The following is an 18,380-nucleotide window of genomic DNA, read 5'->3' as shown; positions in this document are numbered from 1 at the left end:
GCATGCACTGTATGGCGACAGGCGCGAACAGGCGCTGTTCTTGTGGGCCGGCAAGCAAGTTACAGCGCCTGTCCTTCAGCACTTAAAAGACCATGCGAATATACTGATTTATTCGCAATCTCTGAGTGCAGACGTCTCTGAACTTTTTTGTGGCTCCGTATGCTTTTTGTCGAAGATCAAGATCTTTGCGGCCGTCGCCGGTCCAATTGGGGCAGGCTCAAGGCAGGTCGGCAAGGATCACCGGCTTGGGGCGACGGACAAGGTCGGCCAGCTTTTTCAGGAGCGGGCGCTCGGTGAGAAGCGTAAGGGCAGCATAGATCAGGCCGCCGAGCGCGATGCCGAGTCCAACCTGCAACACGGGATGGAAACGCCCGGCAAGATAGTGATCGAGCGCATAGCGAACCATAAGCGCCATCAGCGCGGCGGTCAGCATTGGGCGGATCGAGCGATAGAAGCCGGAGAGGAAGGGGGTCTGGTCCGCGCGAAAGACGACCCAGGAGTAGCCGACGAGAACGACCGCGTTGACAAGGCACAGCGCAACCATGGCCTCGACGAGCGTGCCGTTGTGGGCGCCGTAGGCCACGGCGGCGGTCGTTGCCACGGCACGACCGACGGCCCACCAGAACAGCGCGCCGCCATGGCCGGAGCCCTTGAGATAGGGGATAAACGTGCTGCATGGTGTCAGCAGCCCCTTGGAGAGGGCAAGCAGCCCGAGCACCGGCCAGGCGGCGGCCCATTGCGGCCCGAACAGCACCAGCATCGCCGGCTCGGCGAGCGCCCAGAGGCCGAACATCATGGGCGCGAGCAGCAGGGCCGTGACCTGCGTGCTCAGCATCAGCGCCTGAGAACGCCGCTGCCGATCGTGCACCATGGCGCTGAAGGCGGGAAACAATACGCCCATCACGCCCGACAGCACCACCTGATTCGGGATACTGGAAAAGCGGTTGGCGGCGGAGTAGGCGCCGGCGTCGGCAAGACCGAGAAAACGCGAGATCACCACCATGGGCGACTGGAAGGTGACGAAGTTGGCAACCTCCGAGCCCATGAGGCCGAGGCTGAAACGCGCCAGACGGACGACGCTATCCGTTCGGAACCGGAGGCGCGGCAGGTAGCGCGACACGAAGAACAGGCCAGCGAGGCGAATGATACCAGCAACGAAAAGCTGCGCGACGAGTGCCCAAACGCCGAAACCGCCGAGTGCAAGGATGACCGCGGCAATCGCCGCGACCGATTCGGAGATCATGCTCCATAGCGCATCCCGGCTGAACTGCATGCGCCGCGCGACGAGCGCATAGGCAACGTCGCCGGCAAGCTGAAGCGGAATGAGCAGGCACAGGAGCCGGAGAAGATAGGCCGCATCCGCCGCACCGAACCAGCCGGCAAGCGGTTCGGCCCAGAAGTACAACCCCGCCGCCATTAGGCAGGCCAGGGCGAGATTGGCCCAGAAAACCGAATGAATCGTTTCCTCGTCCTCCCTCGGCTCCAGGATCAGCGCAGAGGCGAGACCCGCCCCGCCGATCATCGCCAGGAACTGGACGACCGCCAGCGCGACTGCCACGCCACCAAACTCCTCCGGCGTCAGCAGACGAGCCAGAATTGGCACGGTGACAAATTTAAGCCCGAATGTGCCTGTCTTGGATAGAACACTCCAGCCGACGTTTCGGGTCACCGACTTTGCATTCACGGACTGGGACATGGCGGTATCCTGTATCGCAAGATGGAGCTTTGACGACGGCGACAAGCCTGCGCCGGAAACGGTCGCGCCCCGGTGGGAGGAGACCAGACGAACGTCTTTCTAGAGAAAACACAGGGACGAAAAAATGGCGAAGCTGACAGTTATCATTCCCTACTACCAGAAGGAGCCGGGCATTCTCAGGCGTGCACTTTCGTCCGTTTTCGCCCAGAATTTCAAAGGCTTCGATATCATCGTCGTGGATGACGAATCGCCCTATCCTGCCGATGGCGATGTCATCGGTTTTTCCGAAGAAGAGCGCGCGCGCCTTCGCATCGTGCGGCAGGAAAATGCCGGCCCGGGTGGTGCGCGCAACACCGGGCTCGACCATGTGTCCGGACAAACGGAGCTTGTCGCCTTCCTTGATTCCGACGACACCTGGACACCCGACCATCTTGGCGATGCCGTGCGCGCGATGTCGCAATTTGACGCGAACTGCTACTTCGCCTCGATCACCGGCAGCGACGCCTTTTACTATCATTTCGGCGTCGCCGACCTGGAAAAGACCGAACCTGTCGTGCGGCTTTCAGACGATCCGCAGCTGATCGAAATCCCCGGCTTGACGCAGGTCATGCTGAAGAACTGGAGCTTTCTGCACCTTTCCGCCATGGTCATCGGCCGTCCGCTTATCGATCATGTGCGCTTCGATGCGGCACTGCGGCTGGCGGCGGAAGATGTGCTGTTTTTCTGCGACTGCGTGCTTGCGGCCCGGCGCGTCGTGCTGAGCGCGAACGCCGGTGCAGTGCGCGGCGAAGGGCTCAATATCTTCCACGGTGTCGACAATGATTCACCGCAGTTCCTGCGGCAGCAATTCAACACCTGGGTCGCGCTGGACCGGTTGGAGCAGCGCTTCGCCGAACATCCCGTCGAAATCGCGTCGCTGCGTTCCTACAAGCAGACGGCACGGCGCCAGGCGCTGTGGAGCCAGGCGCGGCGTGTGCGCCGCCGAAAGCTGCCGCAATTTGACATGCTCGCACGATGGGCAGTGCGTGATCCCAGGCTCTTCACCAGCGTCTTCGAGCTCGCCGTCGGCAAGCTTTCCCGCTGATCCAACGTTTCCGAGGAGAGGACATGAAGCCCTATTATTGGGAATCCCAACACGGCAATTTCGGTGACGACCTCAATCTCTGGCTCTGGGATTTCCTGCTGCCGGGATTCCGGGACGTGCATCCGGATGTGCTTCTCGTCGGTGTCGGCACGGTGCTGAACAATACCCTTCTGCCCGCGGAGGGGCGCAAACTCGTGCTCGGCAGCGGCTTCGGCTATGGAAGCCCGCCGGATGTGGGCGACAAGGGTCTCTGGGACATCCGCTGCGTGCGCGGACCGATGACGGCCGAGAAGATCGGCGTGGCCGAGAGCCTCGGAATCGTCGACCCGGCGGTGCTGGTCGCCGACATGCCGGAATTTGCCGATCAGCCGAAGCGTTATCCTTGTGCGTTCGTTCCCCATTGGGAGTCGGCCGTGGCGGGGCTCTGGCCGGTCGTCTGCGCGACAGCAGGCATGCACTACATTGACCCACGCGGGGAGGCGAAGGCTGTGATCGGCGAGATCGCGCAGTCCGAGTTGATCATCGCGGAATCCATGCATGGCGCAATCCTCGCCGATGCGTTCCGGGTGCCGTGGGTGGCGGTCAGCACCTCGGTGAACATCAACAGCTTCAAATGGCAGGATTGGGCGCTAACGCTCGGCGTCGAGCATCGATCGCGCCGCATTCCCATCTCCACCCGCGCGGAGGCGATCATCAAAGGCGCCCGGTTCTGGGGCGTCGATTATGAGGGCGCGACATTTGCGGGGGCGGGAGACGTCGCGGTCGCTCAGGCCGCGCCACGATCGGGGCTGCGCCTGGCGGCCAAGCAGATGCTTGCCGCGCCGTCGACGCTGGCCCTGTGGCAGGCAAGCCGGGCGGAACCGCAGCTCAGCACCGATGCACGCCTTCTCGAGCGGAAAGAGCGGCTGTATGCGGTGCTGGAACAGGTACGGCGCGACTATCTCTAAGGCATCACCGCTCTTCCACTGATTGCCAATGCGCTCGGTTGCCGAAAACCCTCAATCGGTCTTGAGGAGATAACGCAGCCCGCCCTGCGCGGCGGGTTTCTCTGGCCGGACACGCCGATGGGCAGCATCCAGCTTGTCGCGGAAAACGCCACCGCAGATGGCCGGTATGGCCGACGGGTTCTTGAGCGCATAGGCGAGGGCCGCACCCGCGCCGCCATCCCGTTTACGGTCCAGGAAATGCCGCAGCGCATGCCGCCGGCCGATCTGTCGGCAGTGATGGCGCATAGCGCTTTCGGCTTGGGGCGGAATGTTACCGGCCGAAAGAAGCTGGCGCTCCGCGATGAACAGGGTTTCGAGATCTTTCGTCCGGTGCTGGCCACTCAGCGAATTGGCGCGCACCACCGCACCATAGCCGCAGCTTTCAATGACGGTGTAACGTGCGCCGGCGATCAGCGCGCGCGCATAGAGTTCGTAGTCCTCGCCAAGCCGCATGTCTTCGCGGTAGCGCAGGGCATGGGCATCGAGAAACGCCCGACGCATGACAGGCTTGAGGAAGCCGAGTTCTCCACGCGGCGCACCCCGGCGCGAAATGTTGCCGAGGACGAAATCCTTCAGATCGAGTGGCCGGGCGCGCGGCGAGAAATCCGCCGGCGGGTAAAGCGGGTCGGGCTTCTCCATGAAGGCGATGTTATCGGCGATGAAATCCCAGCCCTTGACGGCGAGCATGCGGCGAAAGCGGCCCGGAAAAAAGAAATCGTCCGCGTCGAGAATGGCGATCAGCGGTGCGCGTGAAACGGCGATCGCGTGGTTGCGGGCGGCCGAAGGTCCGCGGTTGGCCTTGAAACGGATGACATCGAGCCGCCTGGTGCCGTCATCAGCCGCCGCTGCCGTCGCCATGGTCTTGTCGTCCGAACCGTCGTCGACGACCACCACCTCAACCACTTCTGGTTCTGCAAGCGCCGAGCGCACGGCCCGCCCGATCGTGTCTTGCGCATTCTTCGCGGCAATGATGACGCAGACCTTTTCATCCCCGGTCACGGCAATCCTCCTTCACGCGTTGAAACAGGCGCGGAGCAACCCGCGCTGCAATGCAACATGAAAGGCGAAAGGGGCACAAAAACGGCTCCGCCTGGAAGGCGGCGGGATCAGGACTGCGAGTGGCCGGGTTCGTTCATCGAAACGGATACCGTCGGCTTGGAACCATCCAGCCCGGTTTTACCCCGCATTCCACCGTCCTGCTCAACCTTGCGCGCCTTTGCGGTGCGCCACGTGATGAGCAGCAGAGCGAGGAAATAGCCGATCTGGATGAGGACAGCGCAGACGATGGTCTGGATTGCAGTCGTTGCGAGAGAACCGGTGGAGATGAAGGTGATGATCGCGAAAGCCGCCAATGCGACAAACATGCTCAGGAGGAAGCGAGGCCCATAGGCCGGGCTGTCCCGCCATTTTGTTTCCGGCGCACGTTTCATCGATAAATCTGCCTTCTCCTCGAGGCTCACGGACACTATAGGATGCCGCCGTCCTCCGTGCAATCACTGGTATTAACCAGTCGGGAGCGGCCTGGGTTCCTGCTTTTCGCCCAATTGTGTTGTGCTTCCGTTAAGTCGGGGGCTCCGCGCGAGGGAATCATTTGCCCCATTGCTGCCCAGATTCCGACACGGTTGGACAAAGGCGGGATGATCACTACGCCGATGACGGGAAAAGGCGGTTTCCGACTGCATCCGGTGGGTTGCGGCTTGGCTCTGCCGCGATCACCTTTTGTTACAATTTGAGGAATGCCTAACGGAAAATTTTGCGATGCAAAATAATATTGCGATGCAAAATTTTCACAAAACCCAATGTATATCCTCCGGAAAAGCATTTTTAGGGAGGGCATCCTTATGTAAATTTCGGTAAATTTAGGGATCGCGACCACATAAAAAGATGTGATGTAAATAACGTCTCAGCGACTTAATTGATAAAACACCAACAACTTATTCTGCTGCGACCTAGAATATATTTTCCGTGCCGGAAAATCCCATAAAATTAGGACATCAAGATATTCTTAAATTCGGGCGCTGGATTCTTTATCCACCGATCACGCTTCAAAAAACAAACTGTGACCATACACTCTGCCTTGGATGTACGAACGCGTCCGAGGGACCCGACCAAATCGCAAATCCAATGGAGCCATCTCTATGAAGTCCGCGACCCGATCGGCCAGTTCGCCGTTTTTCAGTTCGTCAATATCAGGCGCTCCGCCTGTAGGGGGGATATCGAAACGGAGTTTTGACATTCTGGTGGCATTGGCCGCCCTTATCGTGCTCAGCCCGATTTTCATGCTGATCATGGCGCTTGTGAAAATGTCCGATGGCGGCAAGGTGTTTTACGGCCACCGCCGCATCGGCTACAACGGATCCAGTTTTCGGTGCCTGAAATTCCGCACCATGGCGGAAAACGGGGATGCCCTTCTCCATGCCTATCTGGAGGGAAACCCGACCGCCTATGAGGAATGGCGTACCACGCGCAAGCTGCAGCACGATCCACGGGTGACAGTGGTGGGGACTGTACTGCGCAAACTCAGCCTGGACGAACTACCCCAGCTCATCAACATCGTCAGAGGGGAGATGAGCCTTGTTGGCCCGCGCCCCGTGGTGGAAGACGAACTCGAGCTCTACGAGGCCTCCGCCGTCTACTATCTTCAGACCCGGCCAGGCCTCACCGGACTGTGGCAGGTCAGCGGGCGCAACGACGTGTCCTATGCTTCACGCGTCGCCTTCGACACCCACTATGTGCGCAATTGGTCGCTGACCCGCGACCTGGTGATCGTGGCGCGCACCATCCCGGCGGTCTGCCTTTCCCGCGGCAGTTACTGATCGAAGCGCTCCCGCCTCCTCATGGGATGCGGGGTACCTGAGCACGTCCGACCATTCCGGACGTGCGCAAACGCTCCAAGACAGGGGTTTTCATGAAGGCCAATTCGACCGCGGCCCTTGCCGCGACCACTTCTCCCATGAAATTGCTCGGCGGGCTCTGCCTGGCCTTCGTGCTTGCCGCACCACCGTCCGCTGTCCTTGCGGAGGAATATCGGCTGGGTGTGATGGACAAACTGCGTATCCGCGTCGCCGAATGGCAGACCGCGGAGGGCGTTGTTCGCGACTGGAGCGCCGTCAGTGGCGATTACAGTATCGGTGCCGACGGGGCTCTCTCCTTGCCGTTCATCGGGCAGTTACCGGCCGATGGGCGCACCTCTGCCGAACTTGCGCAGGATATCGGCGAGAAAATGCAGATCCTCTTCGGCCTCAAGGACCTTCCTTCTGCCTCCGTGGAAATCGCCGAATACCGGCCGGTCTATCTCTCCGGCGAGGTACAGACGCCGGGCGCCTACCCCTATGCGCCGGGCCTCACGGTGCTGAAAGCCGTCAGCCTCAGCGGTGGCCTCAAGCGTGGCGAGCCGGGCCAGCGTTTCGCCCGGGACTTCCTGCGTTCGGAAGGCGAGGCCGCCGTGCAGCTCGCCGAGCGCAACCGCCTCCTGATCCGCCGTGCCCGCATCTCCGCCGAGATGAGCGGGACAGGGGATATCGTCATGCCCAAGGAGCTGGGCAGCTCGGACGAGGCGCGCGCGATCCTTGAAAGCGAAAAGGCTCTGATGGTCTCGCGTGAAAAGCGGCTACGGTTGCAATTGACCGCACTCGCCGATCTGAAATCGCTGCTCAACAACGAGGTCGAATCCCTCGGCAAGAAATCCGAAACGCAGACGCGGCAACTGGAACTCGTGCAGGGCGACCTTTCCAAGGTGGATTCGCTTGCCGAAAAAGGCCTCGCCATCAGCTCCCGGCGTCTGGCGCTGGAACAGCGCACGGCCGATCTGCAGGCAGCACTGCTCGACATCGACACATCCTCGCTGAAGGCGAAGCAGGATATCAACAAGGCCGCGCAGGATGAGACCAACCTGCAGAACGACTGGGACGCCCAGCTTGCTCAGGATCTGCAGAATACAGAGCAGGAACTGGATACGCTGACGCTGAAACTCGGCACGAGCCGCGATCTGATGTCCGAGGCGCTGATGCAATCGGCCGATGCCGCTGTGCTGAAGGGCGGGATGCGCGCCGACAATATCGGCTACTCGATCCTGCGCACCGTCAAGGGCAAAGCCGAGCAGATCCGCGCCACCGAAACGACCCCGGTCCTGCCAGGAGATGTCGTGAAGGTGGAACTCGATCTGAAAACGCAGTGAGGCCTTGATGCGGATCGCCAAGACGCGCCTGATCAGCCCCGACGATAACGAGGCCTATGCCACGTTCGCCATTGCGTTGTCCTTCTTCGTCTTCGCCTATTCCTTCCGCTTCGGTCAGGCTTCGATACTCGCCTACTACGCCCTGTGGCTGCCGCTTGTCGTCATCGACTACCGGCGCGTACTCGGCAATTATACGCGCTATGCCTGGATATTCGCTTTTGCGCTGTTTGCCTGCCTTTCGGTCTTCTGGTCGCAGGCCCCGGGCGTAACGGCGCGCGCCGGGGTGCAATATCTCTCGCATGTCGTGTGCGCACTGATCGCCATGCGCGTCGTCGATACCCGCACACTGGTGCGCGGCGGACTGATCGGCACGGGACTGGTCCTGCTCTACTCGATGGCTTTCGGCGTCTATCATCTGGATCCACTCGACGGCACCTACAGTTTCGTCGGGGCCTTCGCGTCCAAGAACCAGCTCGGCTTCTACGCGTCGCTTGCGGTGCTCTTCGCGTTTGCCGCGCTCTTTCTGGGCGTCGAGCGCGGCCTCTGGAAACTTGCCGCCGTCGGCGGCGTGCTGGTCGCGCTCTATTGCCTCAAGGCTTCGCAATCGGCAACGTCGGTGCTGACGACAGTCGCCATCGCCGGTCTGTGCCTGGCGTTGCGGGCGCTCGAGAGGCTCGTACCCCGCCATCGCAAGATGCTGTTCGTGGCGCTTTGCGTGCTGACCGTGCTCATCGTCATCGCCGGTGCCTATGGCGGCGGCTATGAAATGGTGCTCGGCGCTTTCGGCAAGGATGCGACGCTGACCGGTCGCACCTATCTCTGGCAGCAAGGGGTCGAGACGGCAGGCGAAGCGCCCCTTGTCGGTATCGGCTACCAGGCCTTCTGGGTGCAGGGCTTTGCCCTGGCGGAAAAGCTCTGGGCGGATTTCTTCATCTCGACGCGCGGCGGTTTCCATTTCCACAACACCTTCATCGCCGCCACCGTCGAAACAGGCCTCATCGGCTGCCTGCTTCTGACAACGGTGCTCATCGTTACCCTTGGCGGACATCTCGGCCGACTGCTCTCGGCAGCGCGGGACGAGGAGGCGCTGGTGCTCTTCACTGTCGCGGCCCTGCTCGCGGTGCGCACCTTCGTGGAGATCGATATCCTCAATCCCTACCATGTCGGGTCGTTCCTGCTCTACTTCGCCGCCGGCAAGCTCGCCGATGGCCGAAGGAGCCGTTTCGCAGACACACTCCCGCGACGGGCCGCCTTCGCATGACGGCGCAAGGCAAGCCGGGCACACTGTACGGCATCCAGTATCTGCGCGCTCTTGCCGCGTTGGCCGTGGTCATCTTCCATGCGGCGGAGCGCACCGGACACGCCTTCGCCATCGGCGCGGCCGGCGTCGACATCTTCTTCGTTATCAGCGGTTTCATCATGTGGGTCATCGCGGAACGGCGTGCCATCGCACCCGGCCGTTTTCTCCTGGATCGTGTCCGCCGTATCGTGCCGGTCTACTGGCTGGCGACGAGTGTCATGGTGGCAGGCGCACTCGCCGGCCTCTTTCCCAACCTCGTGCTGACCGGCGAACACGTGACTGCCTCGCTGTTCTTCCTGCCGGTTCGTTCGCCGAGCAGCGGTGAACTCTGGCCCGTGCTCGTGCAGGGCTGGACGCTGAATTACGAAATGTTCTTCTATCTCGCCTTCGCCGCGTGCCTTGCGCTGCCGTCGCACCTTCGGTTGGCGGTCATTGCGGCGGTCTTTGGTCTGCTGGTGACGCTCGGCCTCCTTGTGAAAAGCGATGCCCCGCTCTTCCTCATGTATACGCGCCCGATCATCCTGGAATTCATCGCGGGCATGCTGATCGCCCGTTTATGGCTCAATGGCCATGTTCCAAGTCGCCCTTTGGCTCTCGCGCTCATCGGCCTTGGACTCGCCGGCTTCGCGACGATCGGCATCCTCCGGTTGCTCTTCGACGAATGGACATGCGGACCGCTCGCCTGCATGCTGGTCTATGGAACGGTCGCGCTTGAAAAACACGGCGGTATCGCAGGCCTCCCACTTCCCGTCATGCTCGGCGATGCATCCTACTCCATCTATCTCTGGCACACGTTTGCGATTTCCGTCGCAGCCAAGGCCGCCATCCTGCTTGGCCTTTCGCCCGCCATCGCCTTTGTCCTGTGCGTTTGCGCCGGCACCGCTCTGGGGATCGCGGGGTATCACCTCATCGAGCAGCCGCTGCTGCGTGGCAGCAGAAGAGGCTGGTTCGCCGGCCGGTTCAGGTCGGAACGCCAAGCCCGACCTTGATGCGGTCCATGGCCACGAACGTGCGGAAGCGCTTGACGTTGTTGTTGCCAAAGAACAGTCGGCGGGTGAGAGCCTCGTATTCGGCCATGGACGGCACGACGATGACAAGCACGAAATCGGCTTCGCCGGTGACGTAGTAGCACTGCTGAATCTGTGGCGCGGCGGCAAATTCCCGCTTCGCCTGTTCTATCTGTTCCGCAGTCTCGCTGATGACTTCCACTTCGACGAAGATGGTGATCGCCTGACCGACGGCCGCGGGATCCACAATTGCGACATTGGCACGGATCACGCCCTCTTCCGTCATGCGCTTGATACGCCGCTGGACTGCCGGTGCGGAGAGATTGACGGCCTCGCCGATCGTTCTTTGCGGCGTCGTGTTGTCCCGTTGCAGGATGTCGAGGATTTTGCGGTCGAAGGCATCGAGCTGGGGCATAAAAAGGGGCGACAAGGGCAGCTCCGCGAAACAAACTTGCAAAAACACCACCAAATATCAGCGCCGTTTTCGCCTGTTCTGCAATATGTTTCTGCGGGACAGCAAAGAGGGCCCCATGTTTCTTCTCAACACGCACCCCGATCATCGCAGCCCCCTGGACCTCATCGATGCCGATACGCTCGGCCTCGAAGCGTCCGAGGGCGTGGAGCGCCATCTCCGCTACCGCGACAACAATGCCGAGACGCCGCTCGTCTCCCTGCCGGGTCTCGCCGCGGCAACCGGCGTGGCCGCCATCCATGTGAAGGACGAGGGACAGCGGCTTGGACTCGGCAGTTTCAAGGCGCTGGGGGGCGCCTATGCCGTCATCCGGCTCGTGCTGGAAGAAGCGACGGCGCGGCTCGGGCAGGTTGTCGAAATGGAGAGGCTGCATTCTCCCGCCGTGCGGCAGATTGCACAAGGCATGACCTTCGCCTGCGCGACCGACGGCAACCACGGCCGGTCGGTCGCGCAGGGCGCCCAGCTCGTCGGTGCACGCTCCGCGATCTTCGTGCATGCCGGTGTCAGCGACGAGCGCGTGGCGGCGATTGCCCGCTTCGGCGCAGAGATGATCCGCGTCGATGGCAGCTATGACGACTCCGTCAAGGAGGCTACGCGTATTTCAGAAGAACGCGGCTGGACAATCGTCTCAGATACCTCCTGGCCAGGCTACGAACGTATTCCCGGTCTGGTGATGCAGGGCTACACGGCCCTCATTCGCGAGGCGCTGCGGCAAATCCCGGAACCGCCCAGCCATGTCTTCGTCCAGGCCGGCGTGGGTGGCATCGCAGCCGCGGTTGCCGGACATCTGGCGATCGCGTTCGGCGAACGGCGCCCGCTCTTCATCGTCGTCGATCCGGCGCGCGCAGCCTGCCTGTTCGAGACGGCGCGTGCGGGCCATCCTGTGGTGGTACCACATGGCGAGCCGACCATCATGGCGATGCTCGAATGCTACGAGCCGTCGCGCATCGCCTGGCGCATCCTCTCGCGCGCCGCCGACGCGTTCATGACCGTCGACGAGGAGGACGCGGTTTCGGTGATGCGCCGCCTCGCCGATCCGGCCGCGGGCGATCCGGCGATCGTGTCCGGCGAGAGCGGCGGCGTCGGCCTCGCCGGGTTCCTGAGGGCTGCCGCCAGTTCGGAAATGAAAGCCGCCCTTTCCATGGGCCCGCAATCGCGCATCCTCGTTATCAGCACCGAAGGGGCCACCGATGCCGGGCGCTATCGGGAACTGGTCGGCGTTTCGCCGACCGAAGTCCTGTCGCGAGGTGCCGCATGACGCTGTCTTCCATCGATGCGGCCCGGCTGCTTGGCCGCCTCCGTGAACTCGGCGATATCGGCCGCGATGCCGATGGCCGGCTGACGCGCCTTGCCGCATCGGATACAGAACGGGGCGGTCGCGACCGGTTCGTTTCCTGGCTTGAAGCAGCGGGGCTCGATGTGGCAGTCGATCGCATCGGCAACATCTTCGGCATCTGGGCCACGGAGGGCATCGCGGACCGTCCGCCGCTGATGCTCGGCTCGCATATCGATACGGTCATCAATGCGGGCATCTATGACGGGTGTTACGGCGTGCTTGCGGGGCTGGAGGTGATCGAGACGCTGAAAGCGTCAGGTTACATGCCCGGGCGGCCCATCGTCGTCGCCGCCTTCACCAACGAGGAGGGCGTGCGCTACGCGCCCGACATGCTGGGCTCGCTCATCTATTCGGGTGGACTGGATCTCGACGCAGCGCTGGCGACGATCGGAACCGATGGCTCAGTGCTCGGCGACGAGCTGCACCGTATCGGTTATGCGGGAGATCGCGAGCCGGGCTTCCTGAAACCGCATGCCTATCTCGAACTGCACATCGAACAGGGGCCGGTGCTGGAACGCGAGGGCGTCGCACTCGGGGCGGTGGAAAACCTGCAGGGCATCTCCTGGCAGAAGGTGACGATCGAAGGCGATGCCAACCATGCCGGCACGACGCCGATCTCCATGCGTCGCGATGCCGGCTACGCCGCTGCCCGCGTCGTTACCTTCCTGCGCGAGCGTGCCAAGGCGTCCAACACGCCGACGGTGGCGACGGTCGGCTGCATGGCCTTCGAGCCCAATGCCATCAACGTCATTCCCTCGCGGGCGACATTCACCGTCGATCTGCGCGATCCGGACGAGGCGCGGCTCCAGCAGGAGGAGGCGGCTCTTGCCGATTTTCTCGATACGCTTTCGTCCGAAGAGGACGTGACCATCTCGGTCGAACGGCTGGCTCGCTTCGAGCCCGTCATGTTCGATGCCGGCATCGTCGCGGAAATCGAGACGGCGGCCCGGGCGCGGGCGCTCTCCTGCCGGCGCATGACGTCGGGTGCGGGCCATGATGCGCAGATGATCGCGCGCATTGCGCCGGCGGCGATGATTTTCGTACCGAGCAAGGGCGGCATCAGCCACAACCCGAAGGAATTCACCGGCGACGACGAACTCGTGGTCGGTGCCAACGTCCTGCTGGATGTAACCCGCAAGCTGACGCAGGGGGAATAGCGATGGGTATCGAACAACTGGTTTCGGATATGCGCACGTGGCGCCGTCATCTTCATGCCCATCCGGAGTTCGGCTTCGAGGAGAAACTGACCGCGGCCTTCGTTGCGGCGAAGCTGCGGGAATTCGGACTCGACGCGGTTGTCGAAGGCGTCGGCGGAACAGGCGTCGTGGGCACCCTCAAGCGCGGCAGCGGCAATCGCTCGATTGCGCTGCGTGCCGATATGGATGCGCTCCGTATTCCCGAGCAGGGCGCTGTGCCTTACATCTCAAGGAATCCTGGTCTCATGCATGCCTGCGGTCACGACGGCCACACGGCGATGCTGCTCGGCGCCGCCCGGATGCTTACGGAAGAGGGCGGCTTCGACGGCACGGTGCGCTTCGTCTTCCAGCCCGCCGAGGAGTGGGGCAGGGGCGCGCTGGCGATGATCGAGGACGGCATCATGCAGCGTTTCCCTTTCGACGAGATCTACGGGATGCACAATATGCCGGGCCTTCCCGTCGGGCATTTCGAAACCCGTCCCGGCGCCATCATGTCTGCGGAGGACAATTTCGAGATCGTGCTGCGCGGTGTCGGCGGCCATGCAGCCCGGCCGCACGGCGGAAACGAGGTGCTGGTGGCCGCCTGCGCGCTCGTCACGAACCTCCAGACGATCGTCTCGCGCCGGCTGAACCCGACCGATATCAGCGTCGTCTCCGTGACGGAATTCCTGACCGACGGCACGCGCAACGCACTGCCGGGGCTGGCACGCATCCTCGGCGATGCCCGCAGCTTCCGCCCGGAAGTGAGTGCTGCGATCGAAAGGCAGATGCGCGTGATCGCCGAGGGGACGGCGCTTTCCTACAACATCTCGGCCGAGGTTTCCTATACGCGGGAATTCGTGCCCTTGCTGAACGATCCGGCACTCACCGACGAAGCCTTCGCCGCCGCCGCGGAGGTCTTCGAGCCTGAAAACATCGCGTTGCGCCGGGAGCCGATGACCGGTTCGGAGGATTTCGCTCGCTTCCTTGATTTCGTGCCCGGCTGCTTCGTCTTCCTCGGCAACGGCGCCCAATCCGCGCCGTTGCACAATCCGACCTATGACTTCAACGATGACGGACTGCTGTATGGCGCAAGCTTTCACGCGAGCATCGTGCGCAGACGCCTTCCGCTGACATGAGAATGGTGGTCCCGGCGGCTTTGGAGAAATCCTGTATCATCATGCACCGGAGAGAGGTGCCGTCCGAAACGGGGATGGCTACAGTTCCTCCAGCGCATCGCCGAAGCGCTCGATGCCTCTGAGGCGCGTGCGGCCTGCGGAGCCGGCGCGCTCGATGGCGCGTGTCGTGATGAGGTGGCAAACGGCCATGACCGAAACGTGGTTGAAGAGCGGGCCGGGCGCCAGCGTCTGACAGCGAAAGTGCCAGGTCGCAGTCGCGCGGTGGGGCACGCCCTCATCCGTGATGTAGAGAAGTTTGGCGCCGCTTTTTTCGATCGATGTCAGGATCGCGTCCATCTGTGCCACGCGGCGGCGCAGGCCGAAGACGATGGCGACATCCTTTTCCGTGACGCTAGCGAGATGTTCGCCGAGCGTCTGACCGGCGCCGGGGATGGCGACGATGTTCTCCACCACCTGGGTCATCTGCCACTGAAGATACTCGGCAAAGGCATGACTGCTTCGAAAACCGATCACCCAGGTCTTGCGCGCATCGAAGATGGCATCGGCAACGGCGTCGACCTGCGCGTCGGTAATCGTCGTGAAGGTGCCTTCGAGATTGCTGATACCCTGCGCGACATGGGCGGCGACGGATTGCGCCGCGGCGGTATCGCTGGAGACGGCGAGAAACAGGCGTGAACCGGTCTGCCGCTCGTCGCGCGCATGGCGGCGCGCCTCCTCGTAACTCTCATAGCCGAGCCTTCGAACGAACCGCGTCACCGTTGCGTTCGATACTTGCGCGAGCTTGGCGAGTTCGGAGGCGGAGTAGCTGGCAAGCTCGCCTGGAAAGTCGCAAACGAAATCGCCCAACCGCCGCTCGGCCGGATGCAGGCCGTCGAGCGCGTCGCGCACACGGTGTAGAAACGAACGATCGGTGGAACCCGTCTTGGTCACGCCTGCCTCCCATTGAAATCAAGGTTGTAACCGAGCCAACGCGCTTCGCAAGATGTGCCCGCCAAACTGCGATCAAAGTTTCTTGAAAATATGATTTCATGTATGTAGCATACGAAAATTGATTTTCACACTGAGGCCAAAGAGGAGGAGACTATGGCAGCAGAAGGAATGGTGCAGTCCGGCAAATCATCGCCGGCAATCCGCCAACTGGAGGGCGCGCTCACCCGCATCGGGGTTACGCGTGCGCATAAGCAGATCATCGCGCTGGTGCTGATCGGGTGCCTGTTCGATGCGTTCGAGCAGAATACGATCGGTGTGTCCGGCCCGCTCCTGAAGGAGCATTGGGGCCTGACAGGAACGGATATCGGCTTTTTGAACACCATCACCTTCGGCAGCGCTGCCATAGGCCGCCTGCTGTCGGGGATTCTCGGCGACCGCTACGGCCGCCGCGTCATGCTGACGTTCAATCTCCTGCTGTTTTCGCTCGGCTCGGCGGCCTGCGCAATTGCACCGGATTTCATGTTCCTGTGCATCGCCCGCGCCATTGTCGGCTTCGGCGTCGGCGGTGAAATCTCGACGGCCGTCACCATGCTGTCGGAATTCTGCTCGCCTAAATTCCGCGGAACGGCCGCCGGCCTCGTCAATGTGGGCGCGGGCGGTTTCGGCAACTTCCTGGCCCCTGTCTACGGCCTGATGATCTTTACCATTTTCCCCGGTGAAGATAGCTGGCGCTGGCTTTTCGCCTCGCTCGCGCTGCCGGCCCTGCTCGTCGTCTTCTATCGCCGCTTCGTGCCGGAAACACCGCGTTTCCTGGCCTCACAAGGGCGCATCGACGAGGCGAACCAGGTGCTTTCGGTGCTGGAATCCGGTTCGCTCCGGCCGAAGAACCTCGTGGTCCGCGAATACCTCTCAAAGGACAACGAACAGGACGCGCCGCGTGCCAAGGGCGCTTGGAAGGAACTTTTCCGCGCACCCTTCCTCGGGCGCATCGTGCCGGTATCCATCGCCATCCTGATGAGCTACGGCGCACAACTTTCCGTGCTCACCCTGATGCCGGTCATATTCATCTCGATGGGCTACACGCTGCAGGGCAGCCTACTTTACAGCATGATCATCCAGTCGGGCAGCGTTCTCGGCGCCATCGCGGCCTCCATGTTCGGCTATTATTTCCCCCGAAAGCGGGTGCTGACGGTCGGTGCGATCTGCGCATGCCTTGCCGCACTCTCCATCCTGCAGTTCGGCACGACTCTCTATCTCGTGCTGTTCTTCGGCGCGCTCTTCCAGTTCTTCGTGCTTCTTCTGAACACCTCGATCTGGATCTATGCGCCGGAACTGTTCCCGACCCGCATCCGTGCCTTCGGGGTGGCTTTCATCCTGGCGACGGGCTCGGCTGCGGGCTCCTTCGTGCCGACCATCTCGGGCGCACTGTTCGACACCTACGGCATGGGCGGCGTGTTCGGCCTGGCGGCTGCCATGTACGCCGTTTTCGCGGTCTGCATTCGCCTCGGGCCGGAAACCTACGGCATGTCGATGGAGGACATCACCCAGCGTGCGGACAATGCGGGCACGAGTGAAAACGTTGCGGCGATCGAACCTCTCAAGGCAGGAGCATAACCGGAATGACCCCGCACATACTGTTGATCAATCCCAACAGTTCGCTTGCCACCAGCGACATGATGCAGGCTATTGCGCTGAAGGCGGCGGGCGGCAGGCTCGATGTCCGCGCCGTGACGGCGGACCGCAGCCCGTCGATGATCACAACGCCCGAGCAGCTGGTGGCTTCCGCCGCCCAGGTGGTCGAGCTCGGCACGGCGCACGATCGCGATTGCGTGGGGATCATCGTCAGCGCTTTCGGCGATCCCGGCCTGGCCGAGCTTCGCCGCAAGGTGAACGTGCCGGTCGTGGGTATCTGTGAGGCCTCGATGATCGAGGCCTCGCAAGGGGGGCGCCGCTTTGCCGTCGCCACCTCGACACCGGATCTTGTCGACGCCATCGACCAGCGGGCGCGTGATCTCGGCCTCGATCATCTCTATACGGGCGTCCGGTGTACCGCCGGGGACCCGCTTGCCCTTGCCGCCGAGGCCGGACTTTTGGCCGAGGCGCTCGCCGGCGCGGTGCGGGAGTGCATCGAACGGGATGGCGCCGAGGCCGTGATCATCGGCGGAGGCCCGCTTGGCCAGGCGGCCGAACAGCTTCGTACGCGCTTCGGCCGGCCGGTGCTTGGCCCGATCCCCTGCGCCGTGGACCGGGTCTTCAGTCTGATCGATCGGGACGGAGTGATGCCACAGGCGATTTGAGGCGGGCTTGATGACAGGCTTTCTCATCGGCGGGCTCCGGCCCGCCGATCTGCGTTTTCACGAAAACGTGAATTCGTCTTGCAAACCGCGAATCTGAAAGGGTACTGATCGGAATCAGGCGGACAAGGGACGGTTCGTTCGAGCCCGAGCATTTCGGAAGGTGGGACGCATGGAAATTCTGACAGCGGCCGGTCTGACGGCGCTTCTGCAAGTCATCGCAATCGACCTGGTTCTCGCCGGCGACAATGCCGTCGTCATCGGCCTCGCCGCCGCCGGCCTTGAGCCGACGCAGCGTAAGAAGGCGATCCTCGTCGGGATCATCGCGGCGACCGTGCTGCGTATCCTCTTCGCAACCGTGGCGGTGCATCTGCTCGCCATCATCGGCCTGCTGCTCGCCGGCGGTCTGCTGCTGCTCTGGGTGTGCTGGAAGATGTGGCGCGAGCTGCGCGGCGGCCATGGCAGCGCGGAAGAGGCAAGCCTCGAAGACGCGCCGAAGAAGACCTTCTTCCAGGCCGCCACCCAGATCGTCGTCGCCGACGTCTCCATGTCGCTCGATAACGTGCTCGCCGTCGCCGGTGCCGCCCGCGAACATCCGAGCGTGCTGGTCATCGGCCTGGCGCTCTCCATCGCGCTGATGGGCATCGCGGCGAACTTCATCGCCAACCTGCTCAACAAGCACCGCTGGATTGCCTATGTCGGTCTCGCGATCATCCTCTATGTCTCGCTCGACATGATCTATCGCGGCGTGCTCGAGGTCATGCCCTACGTCGGCGCCGGCTGA

General features: G+C 62.5%; 17 protein-coding genes. 12 read left to right on the top strand and 5 right to left on the bottom strand.

Annotated features, from left to right (window positions below; all coding sequences use genetic code 11):
* Positions 1-217: 217 nt before the first annotated feature.
* Entirely contained in the window at positions 218-1,696 is a 1,479-nt protein-coding gene (locus tag MUU55_RS15955) for a lipopolysaccharide biosynthesis protein (RefSeq protein ID WP_244761740.1), read from the bottom strand.
* 124 nt (positions 1,697-1,820) lie between these two features.
* Here MUU55_RS15955 and MUU55_RS15950 point away from each other — a divergent pair, with 124 nt between their 5' ends.
* Together MUU55_RS15950 and MUU55_RS15945 are read left to right on the top strand one after the other, a co-directional pair.
* Positions 1,821-2,780 (top strand): glycosyltransferase family 2 protein, encoded by a 960-nt coding sequence (locus tag MUU55_RS15950; protein WP_244761739.1) that lies wholly within the window; start codon positions 1,821-1,823, stop codon positions 2,778-2,780.
* 23 nt (positions 2,781-2,803) lie between these two features.
* Positions 2,804-3,727, top strand: coding sequence for a polysaccharide pyruvyl transferase family protein (locus MUU55_RS15945; protein ID WP_244761738.1), 924 nt, complete (start codon positions 2,804-2,806; stop codon positions 3,725-3,727).
* Between the two features lie 51 nt (positions 3,728-3,778).
* Here the strand turns inward: MUU55_RS15945 and MUU55_RS15940 are convergent, their stop codons facing one another.
* Both MUU55_RS15940 and MUU55_RS15935 read right to left on the bottom strand, forming a co-directional pair.
* Positions 3,779-4,771 (bottom strand): glycosyltransferase family 2 protein, encoded by a 993-nt coding sequence (locus MUU55_RS15940; RefSeq protein WP_425314193.1) that lies wholly within the window; start codon positions 4,769-4,771, stop codon positions 3,779-3,781.
* 101 nt (positions 4,772-4,872) lie between these two features.
* Positions 4,873-5,196 carry an exopolysaccharide production repressor protein gene (locus tag MUU55_RS15935; RefSeq protein WP_244761736.1) on the bottom strand — a complete coding sequence of 108 codons (324 nt, stop codon included), beginning with the start codon at positions 5,194-5,196 and terminating at the stop codon, positions 4,873-4,875.
* Positions 5,197-5,904: 708 nt separating this feature from the next.
* Between MUU55_RS15935 and MUU55_RS15930 the strand changes: the two genes are divergently transcribed.
* The 4 genes from MUU55_RS15930 (at position 5,905) to MUU55_RS15915 (ending at position 10,232) form a co-directional block, all read left to right on the top strand.
* Positions 5,905-6,582 carry a sugar transferase gene (locus MUU55_RS15930; protein WP_244761735.1) on the top strand — a complete coding sequence of 226 codons (678 nt, stop codon included), beginning with the start codon at positions 5,905-5,907 and terminating at the stop codon, positions 6,580-6,582.
* Between the two features lie 137 nt (positions 6,583-6,719).
* Positions 6,720-7,943 (top strand): polysaccharide biosynthesis/export family protein, encoded by a 1,224-nt coding sequence (locus MUU55_RS15925; protein ID WP_244762157.1) that lies wholly within the window; start codon positions 6,720-6,722, stop codon positions 7,941-7,943.
* A gap of 7 nt (positions 7,944-7,950) precedes the next feature.
* Positions 7,951-9,204 carry an O-antigen ligase family protein gene (locus MUU55_RS15920; protein WP_244761734.1) on the top strand — a complete coding sequence of 418 codons (1,254 nt, stop codon included), beginning with the start codon at positions 7,951-7,953 and terminating at the stop codon, positions 9,202-9,204.
* On the top strand, positions 9,201-10,232 hold the full coding sequence (locus MUU55_RS15915; protein WP_244761733.1) for an acyltransferase family protein: 1,032 nt from the start codon (positions 9,201-9,203) through the stop codon (positions 10,230-10,232). The genes MUU55_RS15920 and MUU55_RS15915 overlap by 4 nt, the downstream gene beginning before the upstream one ends.
* Here MUU55_RS15915 and MUU55_RS15910 read toward each other — a convergent pair.
* A complete protein-coding gene (locus MUU55_RS15910) occupies positions 10,204-10,665 on the bottom strand; it encodes an Lrp/AsnC family transcriptional regulator (RefSeq protein ID WP_244762156.1) in 462 nt (153 codons plus the stop codon). The two genes, MUU55_RS15915 and MUU55_RS15910, sit on opposite strands and share 29 nt — an antisense overlap.
* 115 nt (positions 10,666-10,780) lie before the next feature.
* On the opposite strand from MUU55_RS15910, the gene MUU55_RS15905 reads away from it, so the two are divergent.
* Genes MUU55_RS15905 through MUU55_RS15895 form a run of 3 tightly spaced genes read left to right on the top strand, consistent with a single transcriptional unit; the run spans position 10,781 to position 14,372 of the window.
* Entirely contained in the window at positions 10,781-11,980 is a 1,200-nt protein-coding gene (locus MUU55_RS15905) for a diaminopropionate ammonia-lyase (RefSeq protein WP_244761732.1), read from the top strand.
* Positions 11,977-13,215: a Zn-dependent hydrolase gene (locus MUU55_RS15900; RefSeq protein WP_244761731.1), complete on the top strand. Its 1,239-nt coding sequence runs from the start codon at positions 11,977-11,979 to the stop codon at positions 13,213-13,215. Before MUU55_RS15905 ends, MUU55_RS15900 begins: the two co-directional genes overlap by 4 nt.
* A 2-nt stretch (positions 13,216-13,217) precedes the next feature.
* Positions 13,218-14,372 (top strand): M20 aminoacylase family protein, encoded by a 1,155-nt coding sequence (locus tag MUU55_RS15895; protein ID WP_244761730.1) that lies wholly within the window; start codon positions 13,218-13,220, stop codon positions 14,370-14,372.
* 78 nt (positions 14,373-14,450) lie between these two features.
* Here MUU55_RS15895 and MUU55_RS15890 read toward each other — a convergent pair whose 3' ends face one another.
* On the bottom strand, positions 14,451-15,302 hold the full coding sequence (locus MUU55_RS15890; protein ID WP_244761729.1) for a MurR/RpiR family transcriptional regulator: 852 nt from the start codon (positions 15,300-15,302) through the stop codon (positions 14,451-14,453).
* Positions 15,303-15,455: 153 nt separating this feature from the next.
* Here MUU55_RS15890 and MUU55_RS15885 point away from each other — a divergent pair, with 153 nt between their 5' ends.
* The 3 genes from MUU55_RS15885 to MUU55_RS15875 all read left to right on the top strand — a co-directional run bounded on the left by MUU55_RS15885 (position 15,456) and on the right by MUU55_RS15875 (position 18,380).
* Positions 15,456-16,916, top strand: coding sequence for an MFS transporter (locus tag MUU55_RS15885; protein WP_244761728.1), 1,461 nt, complete (start codon positions 15,456-15,458; stop codon positions 16,914-16,916).
* A gap of 5 nt (positions 16,917-16,921) precedes the next feature.
* A complete protein-coding gene (locus tag MUU55_RS15880) occupies positions 16,922-17,599 on the top strand; it encodes an aspartate/glutamate racemase family protein (RefSeq protein ID WP_244761727.1) in 678 nt (225 codons plus the stop codon).
* Positions 17,600-17,768: 169 nt separating this feature from the next.
* The gene (locus MUU55_RS15875) at positions 17,769-18,380 is read left to right on the top strand and encodes a TerC family protein (RefSeq protein ID WP_244761726.1); all 612 of its coding nucleotides are present in this window, start codon (positions 17,769-17,771) and stop codon (positions 18,378-18,380) included.

The organism is Shinella curvata, assembly GCF_022899935.1.
Classification (GTDB): domain Bacteria; phylum Pseudomonadota; class Alphaproteobacteria; order Rhizobiales; family Rhizobiaceae; genus Shinella; species Shinella curvata.
The sequence above is the reverse complement of the archived record's forward strand: the minus strand, read 5'-3'. Positions and strand labels throughout refer to the sequence as shown.